Source organism: Marinobacter sp., from assembly GCF_046484525.1.
Classification (GTDB): domain Bacteria; phylum Pseudomonadota; class Gammaproteobacteria; order Pseudomonadales; family Oleiphilaceae; genus Marinobacter.
The window spans coordinates 41,129-62,783 of sequence record NZ_JAWOIS010000080.1 but is presented as its reverse complement, the minus strand read 5'-3'; the positions used below and the strand labels follow the sequence as shown (position 1 = coordinate 62,783).

Genomic DNA, 21,655 nt, shown 5'->3' with positions numbered 1-21,655 from the left:
AACTGGTTGTCGGTGGTGACGGCAGCTTTAAGCCCACTGGTGAAGGCACCGAGAAGGGCGCCTTTATCGAGCCGCACCTGCTGCTGTGCCGGAACCCGGAAAACGGCTGTGGCGCCCATGACATCGAAGCCTTTGGCCCGGTTGCCACCGTGATCCCCTACGACACCATCGAGGATGCGGTGGAGCTCTGCTCCAAGGGCCGTGGCTCCCTGGTCACCACCCTGACCACCCGTGACCCGGCCACTGCCGGCCGAATCGCCCCGCTACTGGCAGCCTTCCACGGCCGTCTGCACCTGCTGGACGCCGAAGCCGCGAAGGAATCCACGGGCCACGGCTCGCCCCTGCCCATGCTCAAGCATGGTGGCCCGGGTCGCGCCGGTGGCGGTGAGGAGCTGGGTGGTATCCGTGCGGTCCATCACTACCTGCAGCGGACCTCCATCCAGGGTTCCCCCACCATGCTGGCGGCCGTTACCCGCGAGTATGTACGTGGTGCCGATGTGATCGAAACCGAAGTACACCCGTTCCGTCGCCATTTCGAAGACCTGCAGATCAACGAGTCCCTGCTGACTCACCGTCGCACGGTCACCGAAGCGGACATCGTCAACTTCGGCTGCCTGTCCGGCGATCACTTCTACATGCACTTTGATGAGATTGCCGCGCGGGACTCGCAGTTCGGCAAGCGCATTGCCCATGGCTACTTCGTGCTTTCCGCCGCGGCTGGCCTGTTCGTTTATCCTGGCGAGGGCCCGGTGCTGGCGAACTACGGTCTGGACACCCTGCGCTTCATCGAGCCGGTGGCCCCGGGCGACACCATCCGGGCGCGCCTGACCTGCAAGCGCAAGATCGATCAGGGTCGGACATCTCCGGACGGACACCCCCAGGGTGTGGTGGTCTGGGATGTCCAGGTTCACAACCAGAACGACGAACTGGTTGCGAGCTACGACATCCTGACACTGGTTGCCAAACGTCCCCGGTAAAACCGGGGGCGTATCCGGCCTGCCACCCGTTGGACCCGAACGGCAGGCCTGAGGCAAACAAAAAGGGGACAGGCCCAAAGCCTGTCCCCTTTTTGTTTCCGGCTAGCGGAACTTTTACATGCCCAGGTAGGCCTCACGGACCTTCTCATTGCTGAGCAGCTCCCGGCCGGTACCCTCAATTACCACCATGCCGGTTTCCAGCACGTAACCTCGGTCGGCCAGGGCCAGAGCCTGGGACGCGTTCTGCTCCACCAGGAAGATGGTGATGCCCTCTTTCTTCAACTCCTTGATGATGTCGAAGATCTCCTCGATGATCAGCGGTGCCAGGCCCATGCTCGGTTCATCGAGCAAAAGAAGCTTTGGCCGGGCCATCAGCGCGCGACCCATGGCCAGCATCTGTTGCTGACCACCGGAGAGCTCCCCGGCCAGGTTATGACGCTTCTGGCGCAGGATCGGGAACTTGGTGTACATCCGCTCCAGATCATCTTCCACTTCCTGACTGCGGCCGCGAGTGTAGGCTCCCAGCAACAGGTTGTCATGAACCGACAGATCCTTGAACACCTGACGACCTTCCGGCACCTGGACAATACCGTCGCCGACCCGCTGATCGGCGGAGACCTTCGCAAGGTCCTTACCCTGGTACACCATGCTGCCGCGATCCATCGGCTGGAGACCGGAAATGCTCATCAGCAGGGTTGACTTGCCGGCACCGTTGGCGCCCACCAGGGACACGATTTCGCCACTGTTGATGTGGATGTCGATGTCGTGCAGAACCTCAATCTGGCCATAAGAGGTGGCAAGGCCCTTAATCGCCAGCATTTCCTGCTTGGCGTGGGGTGCGGTGACCTGCTCGGCATGCTTGAGGCCAAGACCGCCGAAGCGCTCCGGGGTATAGCTGATGATCTCGTGGCGCAACTCCCGGAATTCTTCCCGGACCCTTTCGCCGAACAGGGGATCGTTCTCGATGTCCCTGGCTTCAATGATCTGTTCCCAGTCCTCATCAGAAAGCACCTTGCGGGCACGGGGAATCACCACCCCTTCTTCCTTGCGGATATGCTTGCGCAGGGCTTCGGTGAACCGGGCCAGGGCATGACTGAACTCTTCCCGGCCTTCCGGCCAGTTTTCCATGCAGGCGGTCAGCAGCTGGCGAAGCTCCATCAGCTTCTCGTGACCCACCAGATAACCCTTGGAAAGCTTTTCCAGCAGCGGCAGCGACTCCGGGTGCCTGGCTCCCAGACGCTTGTACAGCTCGATATCGGTCGGCGTCGAGTGCACCCGCTCGGAAAAGTGCTCGATGTAATCGAAGATCTTGGTGAACAGGCGCTCATCCGGCCGCTGTTCGTTGATGTTCATGTCGCTGAGCAACTGGTCCAGCAGGTCCAGGATGCGCCAGAGCGCCTGATGCTCGTGAACAATAATGCGTACTGCCTGCTCGCTGCGGGACTGGGCAGGCGCCATTTCGGTCTGTTGCTCGCTCATTTGAAATGTCTCCTTGCTCAGCCGCCCAGGTAGGCAGCGATGACGTCCGGATTGTTGCGGATTTCTTCCGGCGTGCCTTCCGCCAGCACACGCCCGTAGTTGAGGACCAGCAGGCGGTCGGAAATCCCCATGACCAGTTTCATGTCGTGCTCTACCAGCATGACGGTGGTGCCTTGGTCGGCAATCTTCCGGATCAGTTTTTCCAGAGCCGCAGTTTCAACGGCGTTGAGGCCGGCAGCCGGCTCATCCAGAAGGATGACCTTGGGTTCTGCCGCCAGGGCACGGGCAATCTCGAGCCGCTTGAGAGCGCCGTAGGACATCGCCGACGCCTCGGTATCGAGGTACTCGCCACAGCCGACGAACTCCATCAGTTCCGCGGCCCGCTCACGGCAGGAATTCTCATCCCGGAGCAGGGACGGCAACCGGAACAACGTGGTGAACAGGTTACTGCGAAGCTGCAGGTGCCGCCCGAGCATCACGTTCTCGATAGCCGACATGTTCATGCAGATCTGCATCTGCTGGAAAGTACGGCACATACCGCGCTCCGCCAACTCGTTCGGTTCGAGTTTCGCAGTGCTCTCCCCCTTCAGGCGGATCTCGCCCTTGGTCGGGGTATAGAGACCCGAGATCAGGTTGAACAGGGTGGTCTTCCCGGCGCCATTGGGCCCGATCACCGAATACACTTGCCCGGCCTCCACCGCGAAGGACACGCCTTCCACCGCGTGAACGCCACCGAATGCCTTGTCCAGGCCTTTTACTTCAATCAGTGCGCTCATGCCTGACCTCCCGCCTTTTTCTTCATCCGCTTACCGACAGCCATCTGGATAGTGGGCAGCAGGCCCTTGGGCATGAAGATCATGGTGAGCATCAGGATCGCACCGAACATGACGGTTTCCAGCTCCTGGAAATCCGCCAGCACCTGGGGCAGGAGCTTGAGCACCACGGCACCGAGAATAACGCCCATGGTGGAACCCATACCGCCGAGAACCACCATGGTGATAAACAGAATGGAGAAATCGAACCCTGCCACCGCCGGCGTAATGAAGCCCTGGAAATGGGCGTAAAGGCTGCCCATGGCACTGGCATAGATCGCCGAAACCACGAACACCAGGCTCTTATAACGGGCGGTGTCGACACCAACCACTCGCGCAGCCACTTCCGAACCGTGCACCGAGCGCAGCGCGCGGCCGATGGGCGAGTCGATCAGGTTCTGGGCGAGCCAGACCGCAACCAACAACACCACCGCAGCAAACAGGTACCAGGCTTCACTGCCATTGAGTTCCATCCCGAGCAGGTTATAGCTGCCAAACGGGCTCAGTTCCCAGCCAAACACGGTGAATGCCGGCACCGGCATGCCATCCGGTCCGCCGGTCAAAGCCCGTTCGTTGTTGAGGATAATCGCGATGATGAAACCGACCGCCAACGTCGCCATGGACAGGTAGTGCCCTTTCAAACGCAGGATCGGGCGGCCCACAATCCAGGCCACGATACCCACCAGGATCGCGCCAACAACCAGCGCGGGCACTGAGGACCAGCCATAAGTGCTGGTCATGATGCCGGTAAAATACGCACCGAGGCCGAAGAAACCGGCATGCCCCAGACTGATCTGGCCAGCGAAACCGACCAGCAAGTTCAGCCCGACCACTGTGGCGGCGATGATCGCCATCTGGGTGGCCAGGTCATAATGGAACGAATTGTTCAGGAACAACGGTAACGCGAACAGAATAACGGCGAGGATCACCAGGTCGCGCAAACGCATCTGCATGAATCTATTCAACATGTTTACACCCTCTCCACGACCTTGGCGCCAAACAGACCGCGCGGCATAAAGAACAGCACGATGAGGATCATGGAGAAAGCCACGGCGTCCTTGTAGTCAGAGGAAATGTAGCCGGCAGCCATGGCCTCAACTATACCCAGCAACAGACCACCGACAACGGCGCCCATACCGCTACCCAGCCCGCCGATGGCGGCGGCGACAAAGCCTTTGAGGCCGAGCATGATGCCGATGTCGTAGGAGGTGAAGGTAATGGGTGCCACCACTATCCCGGCGACGGAGCCGAGCACTGCGGAAACGAGGAATGCCAGCATCAGCACCAGCTGGGTACGGATACCCACCAGGCGCGCAGCTTCCTTATTCATCGAAGTGGCGAGGATGGCCTTACCAATCAGCGTACGGGTGAAGAACAGGACCAGGCCGACCACAAGGATCGCACCGATACCCAGAACCCAGAGGCTCTGGCTGTTAAGGACTGCACCGAAAATTCGGATCGGTTCGTCGCTGCTGAAATTCTGCATGACGTGGTATTCCTTGCCCCAGACCAGCTGGGCAAGACCACGAATGAAAATGGAGGCACCGATGGTGATGATGATCAGCGTGACCACGTCCGCCTGTTTCGCGGGCGCAATGGCAAAGCGCTGAAGCAGGATTCCGAGAACACCGGCAAGCAACACGGCCAGGATCATGGCAAGTACCATGGGCACGCCCATCGCCGTGAGAGAAACGGTCGCCATGCCGCCAATCATCAGGAATTCGCCCTGGGCGAAATTGATCACGTGGCTGGCGTTATAAATGAGAGTAAAGCCGAGGGCTATCAGGGCATAAGTGGCGCCGATAGTGATCCCGGTGAAGAGATACTGGAGGAATTCTGCAAACATAGCCGTGGTTCCGGTCGGACAACGCCTGCCCGCCCCGGACCGGGACGGGCAGGCGGTTTACTGCTTGATGGATAGATCAGTTAATGAGCTTCCACTCGCCGTTCTGGACTTCCAGAATACGGAAGGAGTCGGCGTCGAGGCCGTTGTGGTCTTCCGGCGACATGTTGAAGACACCGGTCACGCCCACATAGCCCTGGATATTTTCCAACGCTTCACGCACGGCTTCCTTGTCGGTTGAGCCGGCGGCTTCGATGGCCTGTACCGCCAGCATCAGGCCGTCATAGGCGTAGGCACCAAACGTGGACACTTTGGAATCCCAGCGAGCTTCATACTCGGCCTTGTAGTCCTGCACGACCTTTTTCTGGGGGTCGTCATCTGGCAGCGAGTCCGGCACCAGCAGGGGGGAAGCCGGCAGGCGCAGACCTTCGGCGGCATCACCCGCCAGTTCCAGGAAGCTGTCAGAAGCCACACCATGGGACTGGTAGAAAGGCAGTTCCATGCCCAACTGGGCATAGTTGCGTGTCACGATGGCAGGACCCTGACCAAAGCCGAAGTTCAGCACCGCCTCGACACCATCGGTGTTGCGGATGTTGGTGAGCTGGGCAGTCATGTCGGTATCGGAGCCGCTGTAGGTCACATCGGCCACTACTTCCATGCCCATCTGCTCAACCACTTCCAGAGTCTGGGTGCGACCGGAACTACCAAAACCACCGGTACCGGAAATCAGGCCGAAGCGGGTAATACCACGGTCTTTCATGTCGGTCAGGATCCGCTCTGCCGCCATGCGGTCAGTTTGCGGAGTTTTGAATACCCACTTCTTCACCGGGTTGGTAATCACCACGGCACCCGCCAGGGAAATGAAAGGAACCTTGGCCTGCTCCACCAGGGGCGCTGCTGCCATGGTGGCACCAGTGGTACTACCACCGACGATGATATCAACACGATCGGAGCGGATCAGACGGCTGGCAAAGTTGCGGGCGTTGGAGGCATTACCCACGTCGTCGTAGTGGATCAGCTCCAGCTGACGTCCCAGGACGCCACCCTCTTCGTTGATTTTTTCGACGTACATTTCCAGAGTTTTCAGTTCCGGATCCCCCAGGAAGGAGGCGGGGCCGGTTACTGACAGGAACGAACCGATCTTGATCGGCTCTGCAGCCTGGGCACTCATGACCAGACCTGCGGCAGCGATAGCCGCAAATTTTCCCGTTCGACGCAGAATTGTCTTAAGCATTGTTTTTGTTCTCCCGAATTGTGCGGGGCTTGCTTGCCCCCCCATCCATTGCTCAGAAGTAAAACAACGATCGAGAGCCTGGCTCTGACTTCTGTGTCATTTCAGTCACCCTTCGACCCGTTGTCAGCTTTATATTTGTGTGTTCATCCCTGATTCATCCGATCCTTGATTTTCATCACCGGTTAAATTCGATACCGTTGACGAATATCAATGGACATTATTGTATCATAATATTCATGTCAACCGATTTGGCTGACTACCTGACAGGCTCTCACAGTAAAGCCGGGCAGATTCCAGCCTCCGGGAGCGGCGATACGGGACCGAAGGCTTTACGTGACACACAGGAACCGCATAATACGTATCAGATTCGTAATTCCTGATAACTGAAAACTGACAACCGACAAGAAACCTATGTCTGCAAAAAACCAGCTTGAGCAGCTCGTCATCAACTTCCAGAAGAAACGACCGCTTCGCGCCGGCTCGCTGATCATCACCATCTACGGTGACGCCGTCGTTCCCCGGGAAGGGACCGTATGGCTTGGCAGCCTGATGAAGCTGGTGGACCCCATGGGCATCAGCCAGCGGCTGGTCCGCACCTCGGTGTACCGGCTGGTGCAGGAATCCTGGTTGCAGACAGAAAAGGTCGGGCGCTGCAGTTACTACAGCCTGACGGGCCCGGGCCTGCGCCGGTTCGAGCAGGCCTTCCAGCACGTCTACAGTTTGTCGACCCGGGAATGGAGTGGCAGCTGGTGCCTGGTCTACCTCAACCAGCTGGCGCCTGACCTGAAGCAGAAGGTGCGGGAAGAACTCAAATGGCTCAGTTTCGGCAGTATGGCCCCAGGGGTCATGGAGCACCCTCGCTTCACCCGCAATGAGCTGCTGCCGCTGCTACAGGAATGGGGTGCGCTGGAAGACACCATCGTTATGGAAACCGTTCCCATGGAGCAGAAGAGCTCCAAAGCTTTGCGATTGCAGGTACGTGAGAGCTGGAACCTGGACGAACTGGGCGGGCGCTACCGACGGTTCCTGTCCCAGTTCCGCCCGGTCTGGCGGGAACTGCAGAACGAGGATGACCTGACACCGGCCGAGTGCCTCACCCTGCGCATCCTGCTGATTCATGAGTACCGGAAGATCCTGTTGCGGGACCCCCTACTGCCCGAGGAGTTGCTGCCCGGGGACTGGGAAGGCCGCAGCGCCAAGCAGCTGTGTCGGAACCTGTACCGTCACATCTACGTGCGTGCTGAGAAGTGGCTGGACGAAACTCTCGAAAACGCATCCGGCCCGCTGCCGGGACCGAACGAGAAGTTTTACCGCCGGTTCGGTGGCCTTCAGGATGCCAGCGACGAAAATGAAGAAGGGATTACAGCGGTCGGCGAACCGATGTGAACCTTATGGAGGGTCGGGACGCTGTAATGGCGCCCGGTCTCTCAGATCAGATGTGGTTGTAAAGGAACACCACCAGGATACCGATGTCTTACATCAGGCCTTCACACATGGGAGTCCTCATTTTCGCCTGCTGGTTTGCTACGAATCAAGGTCGGGCGGCCGGTTTCCAGCGCCTTGAGCAATTGCTGCTGGCGCTCCCGGATCGCTTCCACCGCCTGCTCCCGGACCGGGCCGAAGCCGCGAACGTCCGCCGGCAGTTCCGCCAGTTGCAGGAAGGTTTCATGATTGTCTGTGCTCAGCTCGCGACCAATACGCTCGGCCAGCTGGCGGTAGTCCGCGAGCAGGGTCCGGTCCAGCTTCCGGTCAGCGGAATGGCGGAACGGATCCAGAGCGGTGCCGCGCAGCCCACGCAGTTTCGCCAGCAGCTTGAAGGCCCGGAACATCCAGGGGCCGAACTGCCGCTTCTGCGGCCGGCCACGGGCATCGGTGCCACGATTGAGGATCGGCGGCGCCAAGTGGAAATGCACCTTGAAGTCACCCTCGAAGGTTTTCTCCACTTCCTCCATGAAATCGGTCTCGGCAAACAGGCGAGCCACTTCGTACTCGTCCTTGTAGGCCATGAACCGGTAGAGCTGCTCGGCGATCGTGCGGGTCAACAGTAGGTTCTGCTCACCGATGCCCTGCTCGGCCTGACGCACCCGCTCCACCAGGTCCCGGTGGCTGTCAGCCCAGCACCGGTTCTGGTAACGCTCCAGGTGCCGATAACGGGTCTCGATCAGTTGCTCCAGGGTCGGCTCCAGGTGCACTTCCGCCGGCTCGCTGACCGGGTTCAGCAGGTCATCAATCACGTTCGGATCGACCGCCGCAACCCGCCCCCACCCGAAGGCTTCCTTGTTGCGCTCGATTGCCACGCCATTGAGTTCGATGGCCCGCATCAGGGCCGCCTCGGACACCGGCAGCAGCCCTTTCTGCCAGGCGAAACCGAGCATCATCACGTTGGAGAACACGGTGTCCCTCATCAGCTTCTCGGCAATGCCGTTGGCATCCAGAGCATCGAAGCGGTCGTCACCCACCGCGTCACGGAGCAGATCCAGGCGCTTGTCCGCCTGCATGTCAGCGTCCCGGTACAGGACATAATCAGCGGTCGGCAGCTCAGCCCGGTTGGCCACCACCCGGGTGTGATCCGGACGCAGTACGCTCAGGGCTTTCTGGGAGGACGCCACCACCATGTCACAGGCAATGACCGTATCCGCCTGTCCGTTGCTGATACGCACTTGGTGCAGCTTGTCCGGGGATGGCGCCATGCGTACATAGCTCAACACCGTACCGCCCTTTTGGGCGAAGCCCATGAAATCCAACACCGACGCACCCCGGGATTCCAGGTGGGCCGCCATGGTGATCAGCTGCCCCACGGTCACCACACCAGTGCCACCAACGCCGCCCACCAGCAGGTCGAACGAACCGTTCAGGGCGGGCAGCGACGGCTTCGGCAGGCTCTCAAGGCACTTGCTCAGCACCGACCCGGTATCCATGCCCCGGGACTTGCGCAGCTGACCGCCCTCGATGGTGACAAAGCTCGGGCAGAAGCCGGTGACGCAGGAGAAGTCCTTGTTACAGGAGGACTGATCGATCTTGCGTTTGCGCCCCAGCTCGGTCTGGCGCGGTACCACCGACAGACAGTTGGACTGCACCGAGCAGTCACCGCAGCCCTCGCACACATGGTGGTTGATGTAGGCCCGCCTGGCCGGGTCCGGGAACTGGCCACGCTTGCGACGGCGGCGTTTTTCCGCGGCGCAGGTCTGGTCGTAGATCAGCACGGTGCAGCCCGGAATGTCCCGCAGCTCCCGCTGGACCTGATCCAGCTCGGAGCGGTCGTGGAAGGTCACATCACTCGGGAACAGCCCCTCTTGGCCCTTGAATTTCTCCGGTTCGTCACTGAGCACCACCACCCGCTTGACGCCTTCGGCGGCGACCTGCTGGGCAATCATGGGCACCGTGATCTGCCCGTCCACCGGCTGCCCGCCGGTCATGGCCACTGCGTCGTTGAACAGGATCTTGTAGGTGATGTTGATGCCGGCAGCCACCGCCTGTCGAATGGCCATGGACCCGGAATGGAAGTAGGTACCCTCCCCCAAGTTCTGAAACACATGGGGATTGCCGATGTACCTGCTCTTGCCGATCCAGTTGACCCCTTCGCCGCCCATCTGGATCAGGGACTCGGTGTTGCGCCCCATCCAGGACGCCATGAAATGACAGCCGATACCGGCCAGGGCCTTGCTGCCCTCCGGCACCTTGGTGGAGGTGTTATGGGGGCAGCCGGAACAGAAATACGGCAGACGCCGGACCCCGCCCGGGTCCTTGGCGCTGGTCATCTCGTTGATGGCCCTGAGCTGTTCGCTGAAATCAACGTCGAAGAACCGGTTCAGGCGGGCCGCCAGGTAGCCGGCCACCAGCTTCGGACTGAGCTCGCCAACGTAGGGCATCAGCGGCTTGCCGGACTCATCCTGCTTGCCAGTGATCAGCACCGAGCCAGGACGGTCCGGTTCCGACATGTATTCCTTGATCTGGCTCTCGATGATGCCCCGCTTTTCCTCGATCACGAGGACTTCCTGCTTGCCATGGACAAAGTTCAGGATGCCACGACGCTCCAGCGGCCAGACCATGCCGACCTTGTAAATATCCAGTCCCAGCTCGGCCGCCCGGGTTTCATCGATGCCCAGCAGTTCGAGCGCTTCCAGCAGGTCCAGATAGCCCTTGCCGGTGGTGACGATACCGAAACGGGCCTGCGGGTTGTTGTAAAGGCAACGGTCGATGGGGTTGGCGCGGGCAAAGGCCTGAACCGCCGCCAGCTTGTGTTCGATACGCGTTTCCAGCTGAGGTCCGGGCAGGTCCGGCCAGCGATAGTGGAGTCCATCCGCCGGCGGGGTGAAATCCTCCGGGGTCTTGAACTCGGGCAGTGGCGGCAGCTCCACGGAGGCGGCGCTCTCCACAGTCTCGGAGATAGCCTTGAAGCCGACCCAGCAACCACTGTACCGGGACAGGGCGTAACCCCAGAGGCCGAACTCGAGGTATTCGGCGATGTTGGCCGGGTTAATGGTAGGCATGAAGAAACTCATAAACGCCACATCAGACTGGTGAGGCATGGACGACGATACACAGCCGTGATCATCCCCGGCCACCACCAGCACACCGCCATTCGGGGAGCTACCATAGGTGGTGCCATGCTTAAGGGCATCGCCGGCGCGATCGACACCTGGACCCTTGCCGTACCAGAGCCCGAACACCCCATCGACCTGGCGGTCCTCATCAGTCTCCACCTGCTGGGTTCCCAGCATAATGGTGGCTGCCAAATCCTCGTTGATGGCGGGGACAAAATCGATGCGGTTCTTGTCCAGCAGGTCCTTTGCCTGCCATAGCGCCTGGTCGTAGGCCCCGAGTGGCGATCCCCGGTAGCCGCTGACCATGCCGGCGGTATTCAGGCCGTGCTTACGATCCAGGGCTGCCTGCATCAGGGGGATCCGGACCAGTGCCTGGGTTCCGGTCAGAAACACCCGGCCGGATTCGCGCAGGTAGCGGTCCTCGAGTTTGTAGTTGTCGAGTTGAGGTGTATCGGCGGTCATGGTCGCCCCTCCAATTGTTGGTTTTATGACCAAAATTCTAGAGGGATATCCGCAAAAGGTGCTTGCTTTTTGGTTAGCCGACCGGCGCCGTAATGCAATATTCTTTGATAAATGACAAAATACCGAAATATCCTTTAATAAACATCAGGTGTTACCAAATGAAACAGGTCGAGCTCGACAAACTGGACTGCCGAATCCTCGACGCCCTGCAGCAGGATGGTCGTATCAGCAACCAGATGCTGGCGGAGCAGGTCGGGCTCTCACCGGCGGCCTGCTGGCGCCGGGTCCGGGCCCTCGAAGAGGCCGGCGTGATTACCGGCTATACTGCAAAACTGGATCCGAAAGCCATGGGCCAGGGCCTGTGTGTGCTGGTCAACCTGTCCCTGCAACGCCATACCATCGACAGCACGGCGGAAATCGAGCGCGAGGTCAGCAGCTACCCGGAAGTCCTGCAGTGCTTTGCGGTCACCGGTAACGCGGATTTCGTGTTGCGGGTTGTGGTACCGGACATGGCCAGCTATGACCGGTTCCTGAACGAGAAGATCTTCACACTGATGGGCATTGCCCAGGTGAACTCCAACTTCGCCCTTCGGGAGATCAAGAACACCCTGACCCTGCCTGTGTCATGATGGCGCAGGCAGGGTCAGGGGAAATGCATACGAGTAAGAGGGTATTGCGCGTATCAAACATCGCGCAAACCGACTATAATGCCGGTCAATCATGCATTGCCCGGCAATGCCCTCCCTCCGAATTCCGAGTAAATCAATGTCAGAAATGTCCTTTGCCGAACTGGGGCTGGATGCAGCCGTACTTGAAGCTGTCAACGCCGTTGGCTATGAAACACCCTCGCCGATCCAGGCAAAATCCATCCCGGCCCTGCTGGCCGGCAGGCACCTGCTGGGCGTCGCCCAGACCGGCACCGGCAAGACTGCCGCGTTCGCGTTGCCATTGCTGAGCCGCATCGACGCCAGCACCGCCGAGCCGCAGATCCTGGTACTCGCCCCTACCCGGGAACTGGCCATTCAGGTCGCCGAGGCGTTCACCACCTACGCCAGCAGGTTCCGCAATTTCCATGTGCTGCCGATCTATGGTGGCCAGGATTTCGGTCCCCAGATCCGGGGCCTGCGTCGCGGCGCCCAGGTTATCGTTGGAACTCCGGGCCGTATGCTGGACCACCTGCGCAAGGGTACCCTGAAGCTCGACAACCTCAAGGCCCTGGTGTTGGATGAAGCCGACGAAATGTTGCGCATGGGTTTCATTGACGACGTTGAGGCCATCCTGGCGAAGACGCCGGACACCTGCCAGCGAGCCCTGTTCTCGGCCACCATGCCGCCGCAGATCAAGAAGGTGGCCCAGACTTACCTGAAGGATGCCACCGAAGTCCGGATCGAGAGCGAGACCCGTACCGTCGAGCGTATCTCCCAATTTGTGTTGCCGGTCTACGCCGAGCGCAAGCTGGATGCCCTGACCCGCATCCTGGAAGTGGAGCCCTTCGACGCCTCGATCATCTTCGTGCGCACCAAGGCCGAGACCACAATGCTGGCCGAGAAGCTCTCAGCCCGTGGCCACGCCGTGGCCCCTCTGAGCGGCGACCTGAACCAACGCCAGCGGGAGCAGACGGTTGAGGATCTGAAACGGGGTAAAAAGGACATCATTGTTGCCACCGATGTCGCTGCCCGCGGCCTCGACGTGCCCCGGATCACCCACGTCATCAACTATGATGTGCCTTACGATACCGAGGCGTACATCCATCGGGTTGGCCGTACCGGTCGTGCCGGCCGCGCCGGCAAGGCGATCCTGCTGGTCACGCCCCGCGAGCGCAGTTGGCTGCGCACCCTGGAGCGGGCCACCAACTCACCTATGGAATCCTACCAGCTGCCCTCACCCGCGGATCTTCAGAAGATGCGGGTGCAGCAGTTCGAGACCCAATTGCTGGCATTTGCCGAGGATGGCAAATTGCCCAAGGCGATGGCCCTGCTGGACGAGATTGCCGAGCGCAACGACATGGATATGGCCATGGTTGCCGGTGCCATGGCGTGCTGGATGGAAATGGCCCAACCGGGCGCCCTGCCGCTGGAAGCGCCGGAAGCCCTTCCGGAAATTTCCGCAGCACCCCGCCGTGACCGCAAGGGACCGCCTCCGGGCAAAAAGAACTTCCGCAAGGGACCCGGCAAGAGCTTCAAGAAAGACGGCAAGCCCGGCCACCGCAAAGGCGGCCCGAGAGGCAAGCCCGCCGGCAAGGGCAGCAACCCGCCTAGCAAGCGCCCCGCCCGTTAACCGGCGCGGCGCTGGTAAACCACGAAGCTGTAGTCGTAGGGATTATTGTCGGACGCGGAGAAATCTTCCCGTCCGATTTCTTCCCACTCATCCCAGTTCACTTCCGGAAAGAAGGCATCCCCGTCCACTTCCGCGTGCACCTGGGTGATGTACATTCGATCCACCATCGGCAATGCCTCGGCGTAAATCTGGCCACCACCGATGATCATTACCTCATCCCCGCCTTCCAGCTCGGCCTGGGCTTCGGCTTTGACCAATGCCTCTTGCAGTGACTTCGCAGCCACGGTTCCCGCCGGCGCTTCCCAGCTGTCATTCCGGGAAATCACCACGTTCATCCGTCCCGGCAGCGGCCGGCCAATGGAATCCCAGGTTTTCCGCCCCATGATGATTGGTTTACCCATGGTCGCCTGCTTGAAGTAACGCAGGTCCCCCGGGAGGTACCACGGCAGCTTGTTGTTCCGGCCGATGACCCGGTTTTGGGACATGGCCACGATCAAAGCTTTTCTCATTTCTTGTCCTCAAGTTTGGGAGTTCTGGTTCCGGAGCTCTCGGCCTTGGGGGCTGCCATCGGGTGGGGCGTTCCGAAAATGTGCGGAGCCATGGGTGAAACGCGATAAGCGTTTTTCGGAACGCCCCACCCGCTGCCCTGCCGACTCCAAAACAAAAGGACCGCGATCCCAGACTCGAGGTCAAATAGCAATAGGCGCCTTGATCGCAGGATAAGGCTCATACCCCTCAAACTCGAAGTCCTCGAGCTCGTACTCAAAGATACTCTCGGGCTTGCGCTTGATGACCAGCCTGGGCAACCCACGAGGCTCTCGCTTCAGCTGCTCGAATACGATGTCGTCGGTCAGGTGGTTCTGGTACAGGTGGCAATCACCAAACGTGTGCACGAACTCACCCACATCCAGATCGCACTGCTGGGCAATCATGTGGGTCAGCAGTGCGTAGGAGGCGATGTTGAACGGCACACCCAGGAACAGGTCGGCACTGCGCTGGTATAGCTGGCAGGAGAGCTTGCCGTCGGCCACGTAGAACTGGAACAGACAGTGGCAGGGTGCCAATGCCATGCGACCCTCGCGAACGTTGTCCTGGGGGCTGATGGATTCGTCCGGCAGCTCCGCCGGGTTCCAGGCGGAGACGATCAGGCGCCGGGAGTTCGGCTTGTTGCGGATCTGGTCGATGACTTCGCTGATCTGGTCCACCACCCGGCCGTCCGGGCACTGCCAGCTGCGCCACTGTTTGCCGTAGATGGGGCCGAGGTCACCGTTTTCCAGGGCCCATTCGTTCCAGATGGAGACCTTGCGCTCTTTCAGCCAGTTGTTGTCGGTGGAACCACGCAGGAACCAGAGCAGCTCGTAGATGATGCTGCGCAGGTGGACTTTTTTGGTGGTCACCAGCGGAAAGCCTTCCTGCAGGTTGAATCGCAGCTGACGTCCGAATACCGAGCGGGTGCCGACGCCGGTGCGGTCACCCTTGTCGAATCCGTTATCGACGACGTCTTGCATCAGGTCGAGGTAGGCTTTCATTCGGCATTTCTCCGGTAAGCAATGAACATCAGGGCGGCGCCGGCGAGGATCATGGGGGTGGACAGCACCTGGCCCATGGTGAGCCAGTCGAAGGCCAGGTAACCCAGCTGCGGATCCGGCTGGCGTACAAATTCCACCAGGAACCGGAACAGACCGTAACACACCAGGAACAGGCCGGAGACGGCCATGCGGGGGCGGGGTTTGGCGGAGAACCACCACAGGATGGCAAACAGGATAAGGCCTTCCAGGGCGAACTGGTACAGCTGGGAGGGATGGCGTGCCAGGCTGTCCGGGGCGTGGGGAAAGACCATGCCCCAGGGCACGTCGGTGGGCTTGCCCCAGAGTTCGCCGTTGATGAAATTGCCGATTCGCCCGGCACCCAGGCCTACCGGAACCAGGGGCGCAACAAAGTCCGCCAGGCGCCAGAAGCCGGAGCCGAGTTTGCGTCCGTACCACCACATGGCGAACATGACGCCCAGCAAGCCGCCGTGAAAGGACATGCCCCCTTCCCAGACACGTAAGAGCCAGAGTGGGTCGGCCAGGAAGGTATCAAAGTTATAGAACAGGACGTAACCGAACCGGCCGCCAAGGATAACGCCGAGGGCCAGGTAGAACAGGAGGTCGCCCATTTGTTCTTCGGTGACCGGGGACCAGGGTTTGCGGGCCCGCAGCCGGCCGAGCCACCACCCGGCGACAAAGCCGACCAGGTAAGTCAGGCCGTACCAGTGAATCTTGACGGGGCCCAGGGAAATGGCCACAGGGTCAAACTGGGGATGCTGCAGCATCGGTTACCTCTCAGCTCAGGAGAAAACGAAGCCCCACTACCAGGAGCATCATCGCAAAAATACGTTTCAGAACCTTGGCGTTCAGTTTGTGGGCCAGGTTGGCGCCAATTCTGGCAAAGAAAACACTGGTCAGGATGATCCCGAGCAGTGCGGGCAGGTAGATAAAGCCCAGGCTGAATTCCGGAAGGTCGGCATGCCCCCAGCCTGTCCAGATGTTGCCAATGGCACCTGCAAGCGCAATCGGCAGGCCAATGGCCGCTGAGGTGGCCACAGTGTTCTGCATACGGACATTACACCAGCTCAGGTAAGGCACGGTGAGTGTACCGCCCCCGATACCGAAAATGGCCGACGCCCAGCCAACACCGCCACCTACCACACCCAGGCCAACCGGGCCGGGAACATCCCGACCGGGCTTGGGATTGACCTCCAGTATCATCTTGATGGCCACCAGCATCACGAACACGCCTATCACCAATTGCAGCATATCGCCACTCATGAAGGCCGCGGTCCAGGCACCCAGAACGGCCCCGCCAACAATCCCCACGGTCATGGGCCGGAAAATGTCCCAGCGCACGGCCTGGTGCTTGTGATGGGAGCGGATGGAGGACAGCGAGGTGAACACGATGGTGGCCAGGGAGGTCCCCACCGCCAGGTGAGCACTGATGTCCGGGCTGATGCCCTGGATCTCGAAGCTGAAGATGAGTACCGGCACGATGACCAGGCCACCACCGATACCGAACAGGCCCGCCATGGTCCCTGCCAGTGCGCCCAGTGCCAGATACGATGCAAATACGGTTACCAGGGTCATAGCTGCTCACGCCTATGAGAAACAAGGCTGGTATGATACACACCGCGCGGGACAAGTTCACGACTCCCTATTCACCTTCGGAGACTCATTACCGACCATGTGCCTCATTGCCTTTGCCCTTGGCCAGAATCGTCATTTTCCGCTGGTGGTAGCCGCCAACCGGGACGAGTTCTTCCGCAGGCCCACCGCCCCCATGGACTGGTGGACCACGGAATCCGGCCAGCGGGTGCTGGCCGGCCGCGACCTTCAGTCCGGTGGTACCTGGCTTGCCGTCACAGAGGATGGCCGCATCAGCGCGGTCACCAATGTCCGGGAGGGCTCCCCCGAGGCCGGCCGGACCACTCGTGGAGAGTTGCCGTTGCGGGCCCTGGCGGAGCCGGGCACAGAGCTGTTCCATGATCTCACCGACGACCCGGATCGTTACGCCGGGTTTAACCTGATCCGGCTCGAATCCGGCGGTGGCTGGTATTACAGTAACCGGGACGCCCATCCGGGCCGGAGTGTGCACCGGGGAGTGTATGGCCTCAGTAATCACTTGCTGCAGACGCCCTGGCCGAAACTGCTCCGGCTGCGGGAGTCTGTGGGCGAGATGGTTTCGATGGCCGGTGTCGATGCTGACGGGCTGCATCAACGGCTTATCACGCTGCTCCAGGACTCGACACCGGCGCCGGACCACCTGCTGCCGGACACTGGCGTGGGCCTGGCAACGGAGCGCTTCCTGTCGTCTCCGTTCATCGTAGGCGAGGACTATGGTACCCGGGCGACCACGATCGTGACGGTCGCCGGCAATGGGCAAATCCGGGTAACCGAACAGAGCTGGGGGCCTTTGGCCTCAAAAGGCGATTGCCGTCACTTCGACTGGCAGCGATAGCCCTCCGGCTCTGATATAATCCGCGAAATTCTGTCACCCGACCGGAGGGCCCGATGGCCGGTGAAAAAGACACCACATCCATAGCAGACTTTGAAAAGTCACTGGATGAGCTGGAAAAGCTGGTTCGCGACCTGGAGCAGGGCGAACTGTCGCTGGAACAGTCCCTGACTGCGTTCGAGCGGGGCGTGAAGCTGACCCGGGAATGCCAGCAGGCATTGAAGAGCGCCGAGCAGCGGGTCGAGCAGCTGGTGCAGAACAGTGATGGCACCCTGGAAACCCGCCCTTTCACGCCGGATGACGCCGACTGATGACCGAGCAGACCAAGGCGGCAGTGGATTTTCTGGAGTCCTGCCGCACCCTTGTCGACGCCGAGCTGGACCGCTGCATTGACCAGAGCGCGGCCTCCGATCGCCTCCAGGAGGCCATGCGGTACAGCGTGCTGGGCGGCGGCAAGCGGATTCGTCCCGCTCTGTGCCTCGCGGCAGCCCGGGCAATGGGCGAGGACAGCAACAGCGCCCTCGTCCCCGCCTGCGCAGTGGAGCTGATCCATGCCTATTCGCTGATCCACGATGACCTGCCGGCGATGGATGACGATGAGCTGCGCCGGGGCCGGCCCACTACCCATATTGCCTTTGACGAGGCCACTGCCATCCTGGCGGGTGATGCACTGCAGGCGCTGGCTTTCGGATTGCTGGCCAACGGTTCGGGACTGGCCAGCGAGGCACGGCTGGCGATGGTTCAGGAACTGGCAAAAGCCGCTGGCCACCAGGGCATGGTGGGCGGCCAGGCTATTGACTTGGAGTCGGTGGGCAAGACCCTGACCCTGGCTCAGCTGGAAACCATGCACCGGCACAAGACCGGCGCCCTGATCGAGGCCAGCGTCCGCATGGGTGCCCTGAGCGCCGAGCGGGTGCAACCCGGCGCACTGGAGGCACTGACGACCTATGCCCGGGTGCTGGGGCTGGCTTTCCAGGTGCAGGACGACCTGTTGGACATCGAGGGCAGCACCGACGTGATCGGCAAACCCCAGGGATCGGATGTCGCCCGGTCCAAGCCTACCTACCCGGCACTGCTGGGTCTGGACGGGGCAAGGCAGCACCTGGCCGAACTGTTGCAGACCGCCAAGGCGAGTCTCGAACAGTACGGGCCGGAAGCCGATCCGCTGCGGGCGATGGCGGATTACGTGGTGGCACGAACCCATTGAACCACCCTGCCCCAAAGGCGCACACTTGTCGTAACTTATTTTGAAAACACTGGATCATCCCAAAAGACCCGAGCAGATGCAGGATACTTACACTTTCAAGGAAATCCCGTCACAGCGGCCAAACACCCCGCTGCTGGACCGGATTGATGTACCGGCCCAGCTCCGTGAGCTGCCGGCTGAACAGCTGACCCAGCTGGCCCGGGAACTGCGGGCGTTCCTGCTATGGTCCGTCGGCCAGACCGGCGGACATTTTGGTGCCGGGCTGGGCGTACTGGAACTGACCGTCGCCCTACATTATGTCTTCAACACCCCGGAGGACCGCCTGGTCTGGGACGTGGGCCACCAGGCCTATCCCCACAAGATCCTTACCGGTCGCCGGGAACAGATGGGCAGCATTCGCCGCAAGGGGGGCCTGGCGGGCTTTCCCAAGCGGGCCGAAAGTGAGTACGACACCTTCGGAGTGGGCCACTCCAGCACTTCCATCAGTGCCGCCCTGGGCATGGCCATTGCCGCCCGCATGCAGAACACTGGCCGCAAGAGCATTGCCGTTATTGGTGATGGCGCCATGACTGCGGGCATGGCCTTCGAGGCCCTGAACCATGCCGGCCACCTGCATGCCAACATGCTGGTGATCCTGAACGACAATGACATGTCGATCTCCCGGAACGTGGGAGGTCTGTCCAACTATTTCGCCAAACTGCTCTCCAGCCGCACCTACAACCAGGTCCGTGACAGCAGCAAAAAGGTGCTGCAGGGTGCACCGCACCTGATGGCCCTGGCCAAGAAGACCGAGGAACACTTCAAGGGCATGATTGCCCCGGGAACCCTGTTCGAGGAACTCGGCTTCAACTACATCGGCCCCATTGACGGCCATGACCTGCCGCTGCTGGTGGAGACACTGGAGAATATCCGCGAGCTGGACGGCCCGCAGTTCCTGCACGTAGTGACCACCAAGGGCAAGGGGTTCGCCCCGGCCGAGGCTGACCCGATCGGCTACCATGCCATCAACAAGATCGAACCGGTGCCACCGAGCAAACCCGAGCCGGTCACCCCCAAGCCGGCCAAGCCCAAATACGCCAATGTCTTCGGCCAGTGGCTGTGCGATGCCGCCGAGCGGGACCAACGGGTGGTCGGCATCACGCCGGCCATGTGCGAGGGCTCGGATTTGCTGGCGTTCTCCCAGCGCTTCCCGGACCGGTATTTCGATGTTGCCATTGCCGAGCAGCACGCCGTGACCCTCGCCGCCGGCCTGGCCTGCGACGGTGCCAAACCGGTGGTGGCGATCTACTCCACCTTCCTGCAAAGGGGCTACGACCAGCTGATTCATGACGTGGCCATCCAGAACCTGGACGTGCTGTTTGCCATCGACCGGGCCGGCCTGGTGGGCGAAGACGGTCCGACCCACGCCGGTGCGTTCGATATCAGCTACCTGCGTTGTATCCCCAATATGGTGGTGATGGCCCCGTCGGATGAGAACGAGACCCGGCAGATGCTCCAGACCGGCATGCTGTTCAACGGCCCGGCAGCTGTGCGCTACCCCCGGGGTACCGGGCCGGGCGCGAAGATCGAGCCCGAGCTGAAGCCGCTGGAGCTGGGCAAGGGCCGCCGCGTCCGGGAAGGGAGCGGAGTTGCTATCCTGAACTTCGGCACCCTGCTCGCACCCGCACTGGAAGCGGCTGAGGCACTGGGCGCCACCGTTGCCGACATGCGCTTCGTCAAACCCCTGGACGAGGAGCTGGTACTGGAACTGGCCGAGCAGCATGACCTGCTGGTGACACTGGAAGAGAACGTGGTCGCCGGTGGTGCCGGCAGTGCGGTGACGGAATTCCTGAACCACCGTGAAGTCGCCCAGCCGGTGCTTCAGCTCGGACTTCCCGATACTTTTATCGACCACGGCAAGCACGGCGAATTGCTGAGCGACTGCGGTCTGGACGCCGAGGGCATCCGGTCGGCCATTGCCGAACGCCTGGAACGGCTCCAGCGCTCCAGCCTCAAAGCGGTCAAATAATCCCTGGTATCACTGGCATCAACGAAAAAGCCCGCGTCTCCGGACGCGGGCTTTTTTGTGCAACTCAGGGCAGCATGCCAATTACTCGGGATCGTCGTCCTGATGCGTTTCCAGCCAGTGGCCCAACTTGGTCTGCTTGGTGTTGAGGTAATTCTCGTTGTGCGGGTTGCGCCCCACGTGCAACGGAACCCGCTCGGCAATGTCGATGCCATAGGACTCCAGCGCCTTGACCTTGCGCGGGTTGTTGGTCATCAGCCGCAGGCTACTGATCCCCAGGTGTTCCAGCATATCCTTGCACATGCTGTAGTCCCGCAAATCCGCGGCAAAGCCAAGCCGTTCGTTCGCCTCGACCGTATCGGCACCCTGGTCCTGCAGATGGTAGGCACGGATCTTGTTCAGCAGACCAATGCCCCGGCCCTCCTGGCGCAGATACATGAGGATGCCCCGCCCTTCACGGGCGATACTGCGCAAGGCTTCTTCAAGCTGGTAGCCACAATCGCAGCGCATGCTGTACAGGGCATCGCCGGTCAGGCACTCGGAGTGGGTCCGGGCCAGCATCGGCTCATCACTATCCAGGTCTCCCAGGGTCAGGGCGACGTGCTCCTTTCCGGTGTCCGGCTCTTCGAAACCGTGCATGTCAAACACGCCGAACGGGGTTGGTAACCGGCAGGTCTGGATGTAACGAACAGCCACAGTGTTTCCTCGTGGTTCAATCAATCGGGGCGCGCATTCTATCACGTGGCCAACTGCTTGGCGTAGTCTTGGCACAGTGGGCGCTCCGGTGGTTACTCGTTACCGGATGTTACGCTCCCTGCCACGGGC

The 21,655-nt window shown here is 61.0% G+C and carries 19 protein-coding genes and 1 pseudogene; 8 read left to right on the top strand and 12 right to left on the bottom strand.

The genetic code is table 11. The features are described 5' to 3' along the window. Nucleotides 1-977, top strand: a 977-nt coding sequence (locus R6W86_RS16360) for an aldehyde dehydrogenase family protein (RefSeq protein WP_410330418.1), incomplete at its 5' end; no start/stop codon positions are given. A 114-nt stretch (nt 978-1,091) separates the two neighbouring features. On the opposite strand, the gene R6W86_RS16355 is transcribed toward R6W86_RS16360, so the two are convergent. From R6W86_RS16355 to R6W86_RS16330, 6 genes and pseudogenes are all read right to left on the bottom strand, one after another. Then, nucleotides 1,092-1,796 carry an ABC transporter ATP-binding protein gene (locus R6W86_RS16355; RefSeq protein ID WP_410330419.1) on the bottom strand — a complete coding sequence of 235 codons (705 nt, stop codon included), beginning with the start codon at nt 1,794-1,796 and terminating at the stop codon, nt 1,092-1,094. 210 nt (nt 1,797-2,006) lie between these two features. After that, nucleotides 2,007-2,435: pseudogene (locus R6W86_RS16350) on the bottom strand (hemerythrin domain-containing protein); the annotation flags it as partial. A gap of 38 nt (nt 2,436-2,473) precedes the next feature. Next, nucleotides 2,474-3,232 (bottom strand): ABC transporter ATP-binding protein, encoded by a 759-nt coding sequence (locus R6W86_RS16345; protein ID WP_410330417.1) that lies wholly within the window; start codon nt 3,230-3,232, stop codon nt 2,474-2,476. Further along, nucleotides 3,229-4,236, bottom strand: coding sequence for a branched-chain amino acid ABC transporter permease (locus tag R6W86_RS16340; protein WP_410330416.1), 1,008 nt, complete (start codon nt 4,234-4,236; stop codon nt 3,229-3,231). Before R6W86_RS16340 ends, R6W86_RS16345 begins: the two co-directional genes overlap by 4 nt. Nucleotides 4,237-4,238: 2 nt before the next feature. Then, nucleotides 4,239-5,114, bottom strand: a complete 876-nt coding sequence (locus R6W86_RS16335) for a branched-chain amino acid ABC transporter permease (RefSeq protein ID WP_410330415.1) — start codon at nt 5,112-5,114, stop codon at nt 4,239-4,241. 76 nt (nt 5,115-5,190) lie between these two features. After that, nucleotides 5,191-6,345: an ABC transporter substrate-binding protein gene (locus R6W86_RS16330; RefSeq protein ID WP_410330414.1), complete on the bottom strand. Its 1,155-nt coding sequence runs from the start codon at nt 6,343-6,345 to the stop codon at nt 5,191-5,193. 411 nt (nt 6,346-6,756) lie between these two features. Between R6W86_RS16330 and paaX the strand changes: the two genes are divergently transcribed. Then, entirely contained in the window at nt 6,757-7,731 is a 975-nt protein-coding gene (gene paaX / locus R6W86_RS16325; protein WP_410330413.1) for a phenylacetic acid degradation operon negative regulatory protein PaaX, read from the top strand. 101 nt (nt 7,732-7,832) lie between these two features. On the opposite strand, the gene R6W86_RS16320 is transcribed toward paaX, so the two are convergent. Then, nucleotides 7,833-11,351, bottom strand: a complete 3,519-nt coding sequence (locus tag R6W86_RS16320; protein ID WP_410330412.1) for an indolepyruvate ferredoxin oxidoreductase family protein — start codon at nt 11,349-11,351, stop codon at nt 7,833-7,835. A gap of 158 nt (nt 11,352-11,509) precedes the next feature. On the opposite strand from R6W86_RS16320, the gene R6W86_RS16315 reads away from it, so the two are divergent. Both R6W86_RS16315 and R6W86_RS16310 read left to right on the top strand, forming a co-directional pair. After that, a complete protein-coding gene (locus R6W86_RS16315; protein WP_410330411.1) occupies nt 11,510-11,980 on the top strand; it encodes an Lrp/AsnC family transcriptional regulator in 471 nt (156 codons plus the stop codon). Nucleotides 11,981-12,116: 136 nt separating this feature from the next. Continuing rightward, nucleotides 12,117-13,628 (top strand): DEAD/DEAH box helicase, encoded by a 1,512-nt coding sequence (locus R6W86_RS16310; protein ID WP_410330410.1) that lies wholly within the window; start codon nt 12,117-12,119, stop codon nt 13,626-13,628. On the opposite strand, the gene R6W86_RS16305 is transcribed toward R6W86_RS16310, so the two are convergent. The 4 genes from R6W86_RS16305 to R6W86_RS16290 form a co-directional block, all read right to left on the bottom strand. After that, a complete protein-coding gene (locus R6W86_RS16305) occupies nt 13,625-14,137 on the bottom strand; it encodes a dihydrofolate reductase (protein WP_410330409.1) in 513 nt (170 codons plus the stop codon). The two genes, R6W86_RS16310 and R6W86_RS16305, sit on opposite strands and share 4 nt — an antisense overlap. A 180-nt stretch (nt 14,138-14,317) precedes the next feature. Then, nucleotides 14,318-15,157, bottom strand: a complete 840-nt coding sequence (locus R6W86_RS16300) for a thymidylate synthase (RefSeq protein ID WP_410330408.1) — start codon at nt 15,155-15,157, stop codon at nt 14,318-14,320. Continuing rightward, on the bottom strand, nt 15,154-15,942 hold the full coding sequence (gene lgt, locus R6W86_RS16295) for a prolipoprotein diacylglyceryl transferase (RefSeq protein ID WP_410330407.1): 789 nt from the start codon (nt 15,940-15,942) through the stop codon (nt 15,154-15,156). The genes R6W86_RS16300 and lgt overlap by 4 nt, the downstream gene beginning before the upstream one ends. A gap of 10 nt (nt 15,943-15,952) precedes the next feature. Further along, nucleotides 15,953-16,750 (bottom strand): sulfite exporter TauE/SafE family protein, encoded by a 798-nt coding sequence (locus tag R6W86_RS16290; RefSeq protein ID WP_410330406.1) that lies wholly within the window; start codon nt 16,748-16,750, stop codon nt 15,953-15,955. 97 nt (nt 16,751-16,847) lie between these two features. Here R6W86_RS16290 and R6W86_RS16285 point away from each other — a divergent pair, with 97 nt between their 5' ends. The 4 genes from R6W86_RS16285 to dxs all read left to right on the top strand — a co-directional run bounded on the left by R6W86_RS16285 (nt 16,848) and on the right by dxs (nt 20,833). Next, nucleotides 16,848-17,621 (top strand): NRDE family protein, encoded by a 774-nt coding sequence (locus tag R6W86_RS16285; protein ID WP_410330405.1) that lies wholly within the window; start codon nt 16,848-16,850, stop codon nt 17,619-17,621. A 53-nt stretch (nt 17,622-17,674) separates the two neighbouring features. Further along, nucleotides 17,675-17,929, top strand: a complete 255-nt coding sequence (locus tag R6W86_RS16280; protein ID WP_372987222.1) for an exodeoxyribonuclease VII small subunit — start codon at nt 17,675-17,677, stop codon at nt 17,927-17,929. Continuing rightward, nucleotides 17,929-18,825, top strand: a complete 897-nt coding sequence (locus R6W86_RS16275) for a polyprenyl synthetase family protein (RefSeq protein WP_410330404.1) — start codon at nt 17,929-17,931, stop codon at nt 18,823-18,825. Before R6W86_RS16280 ends, R6W86_RS16275 begins: the two co-directional genes overlap by 1 nt. 76 nt (nt 18,826-18,901) lie before the next feature. Further along, nucleotides 18,902-20,833 (top strand): 1-deoxy-D-xylulose-5-phosphate synthase, encoded by a 1,932-nt coding sequence (gene dxs, locus R6W86_RS16270; RefSeq protein ID WP_410330403.1) that lies wholly within the window; start codon nt 18,902-18,904, stop codon nt 20,831-20,833. Nucleotides 20,834-20,914: 81 nt separating this feature from the next. On the opposite strand, the gene ribA is transcribed toward dxs, so the two are convergent. Next, entirely contained in the window at nt 20,915-21,526 is a 612-nt protein-coding gene (ribA, locus tag R6W86_RS16265) for a GTP cyclohydrolase II (protein ID WP_372987219.1), read from the bottom strand. Nucleotides 21,527-21,655: the final 129 nt, after the last annotated feature.

Coding starts and splice junctions, on each gene's coding strand:
- R6W86_RS16355 (WP_410330419.1), bottom strand. CDS start 1,796: ATGCTGGCGATTAAGGGCCTTGCCACCTCTTATGGCCAGATTGAGGTT.
- R6W86_RS16345 (WP_410330417.1), bottom strand. CDS start 3,232: ATGAGCGCACTGATTGAAGTAAAAGGCCTGGACAAGGCATTCGGTGGC.
- R6W86_RS16340 (WP_410330416.1), bottom strand. CDS start 4,236: ATGTTGAATAGATTCATGCAGATGCGTTTGCGCGACCTGGTGATCCTC.
- R6W86_RS16335 (WP_410330415.1), bottom strand. CDS start 5,114: ATGTTTGCAGAATTCCTCCAGTATCTCTTCACCGGGATCACTATCGGC.
- R6W86_RS16330 (WP_410330414.1), bottom strand. CDS start 6,345: ATGCTTAAGACAATTCTGCGTCGAACGGGAAAATTTGCGGCTATCGCT.
- paaX (WP_410330413.1), top strand. CDS start 6,757: ATGTCTGCAAAAAACCAGCTTGAGCAGCTCGTCATCAACTTCCAGAAG.
- R6W86_RS16320 (WP_410330412.1), bottom strand. CDS start 11,351: ATGACCGCCGATACACCTCAACTCGACAACTACAAACTCGAGGACCGC.
- R6W86_RS16315 (WP_410330411.1), top strand. CDS start 11,510: ATGAAACAGGTCGAGCTCGACAAACTGGACTGCCGAATCCTCGACGCC.
- R6W86_RS16310 (WP_410330410.1), top strand. CDS start 12,117: ATGTCAGAAATGTCCTTTGCCGAACTGGGGCTGGATGCAGCCGTACTT.
- R6W86_RS16305 (WP_410330409.1), bottom strand. CDS start 14,137: ATGAGAAAAGCTTTGATCGTGGCCATGTCCCAAAACCGGGTCATCGGC.
- R6W86_RS16300 (WP_410330408.1), bottom strand. CDS start 15,157: ATGAAAGCCTACCTCGACCTGATGCAAGACGTCGTCGATAACGGATTC.
- lgt (WP_410330407.1), bottom strand. CDS start 15,942: ATGCTGCAGCATCCCCAGTTTGACCCTGTGGCCATTTCCCTGGGCCCC.
- R6W86_RS16290 (WP_410330406.1), bottom strand. CDS start 16,750: ATGACCCTGGTAACCGTATTTGCATCGTATCTGGCACTGGGCGCACTG.
- R6W86_RS16285 (WP_410330405.1), top strand. CDS start 16,848: ATGTGCCTCATTGCCTTTGCCCTTGGCCAGAATCGTCATTTTCCGCTG.
- R6W86_RS16280 (WP_372987222.1), top strand. CDS start 17,675: ATGGCCGGTGAAAAAGACACCACATCCATAGCAGACTTTGAAAAGTCA.
- R6W86_RS16275 (WP_410330404.1), top strand. CDS start 17,929: ATGACCGAGCAGACCAAGGCGGCAGTGGATTTTCTGGAGTCCTGCCGC.
- dxs (WP_410330403.1), top strand. CDS start 18,902: ATGCAGGATACTTACACTTTCAAGGAAATCCCGTCACAGCGGCCAAAC.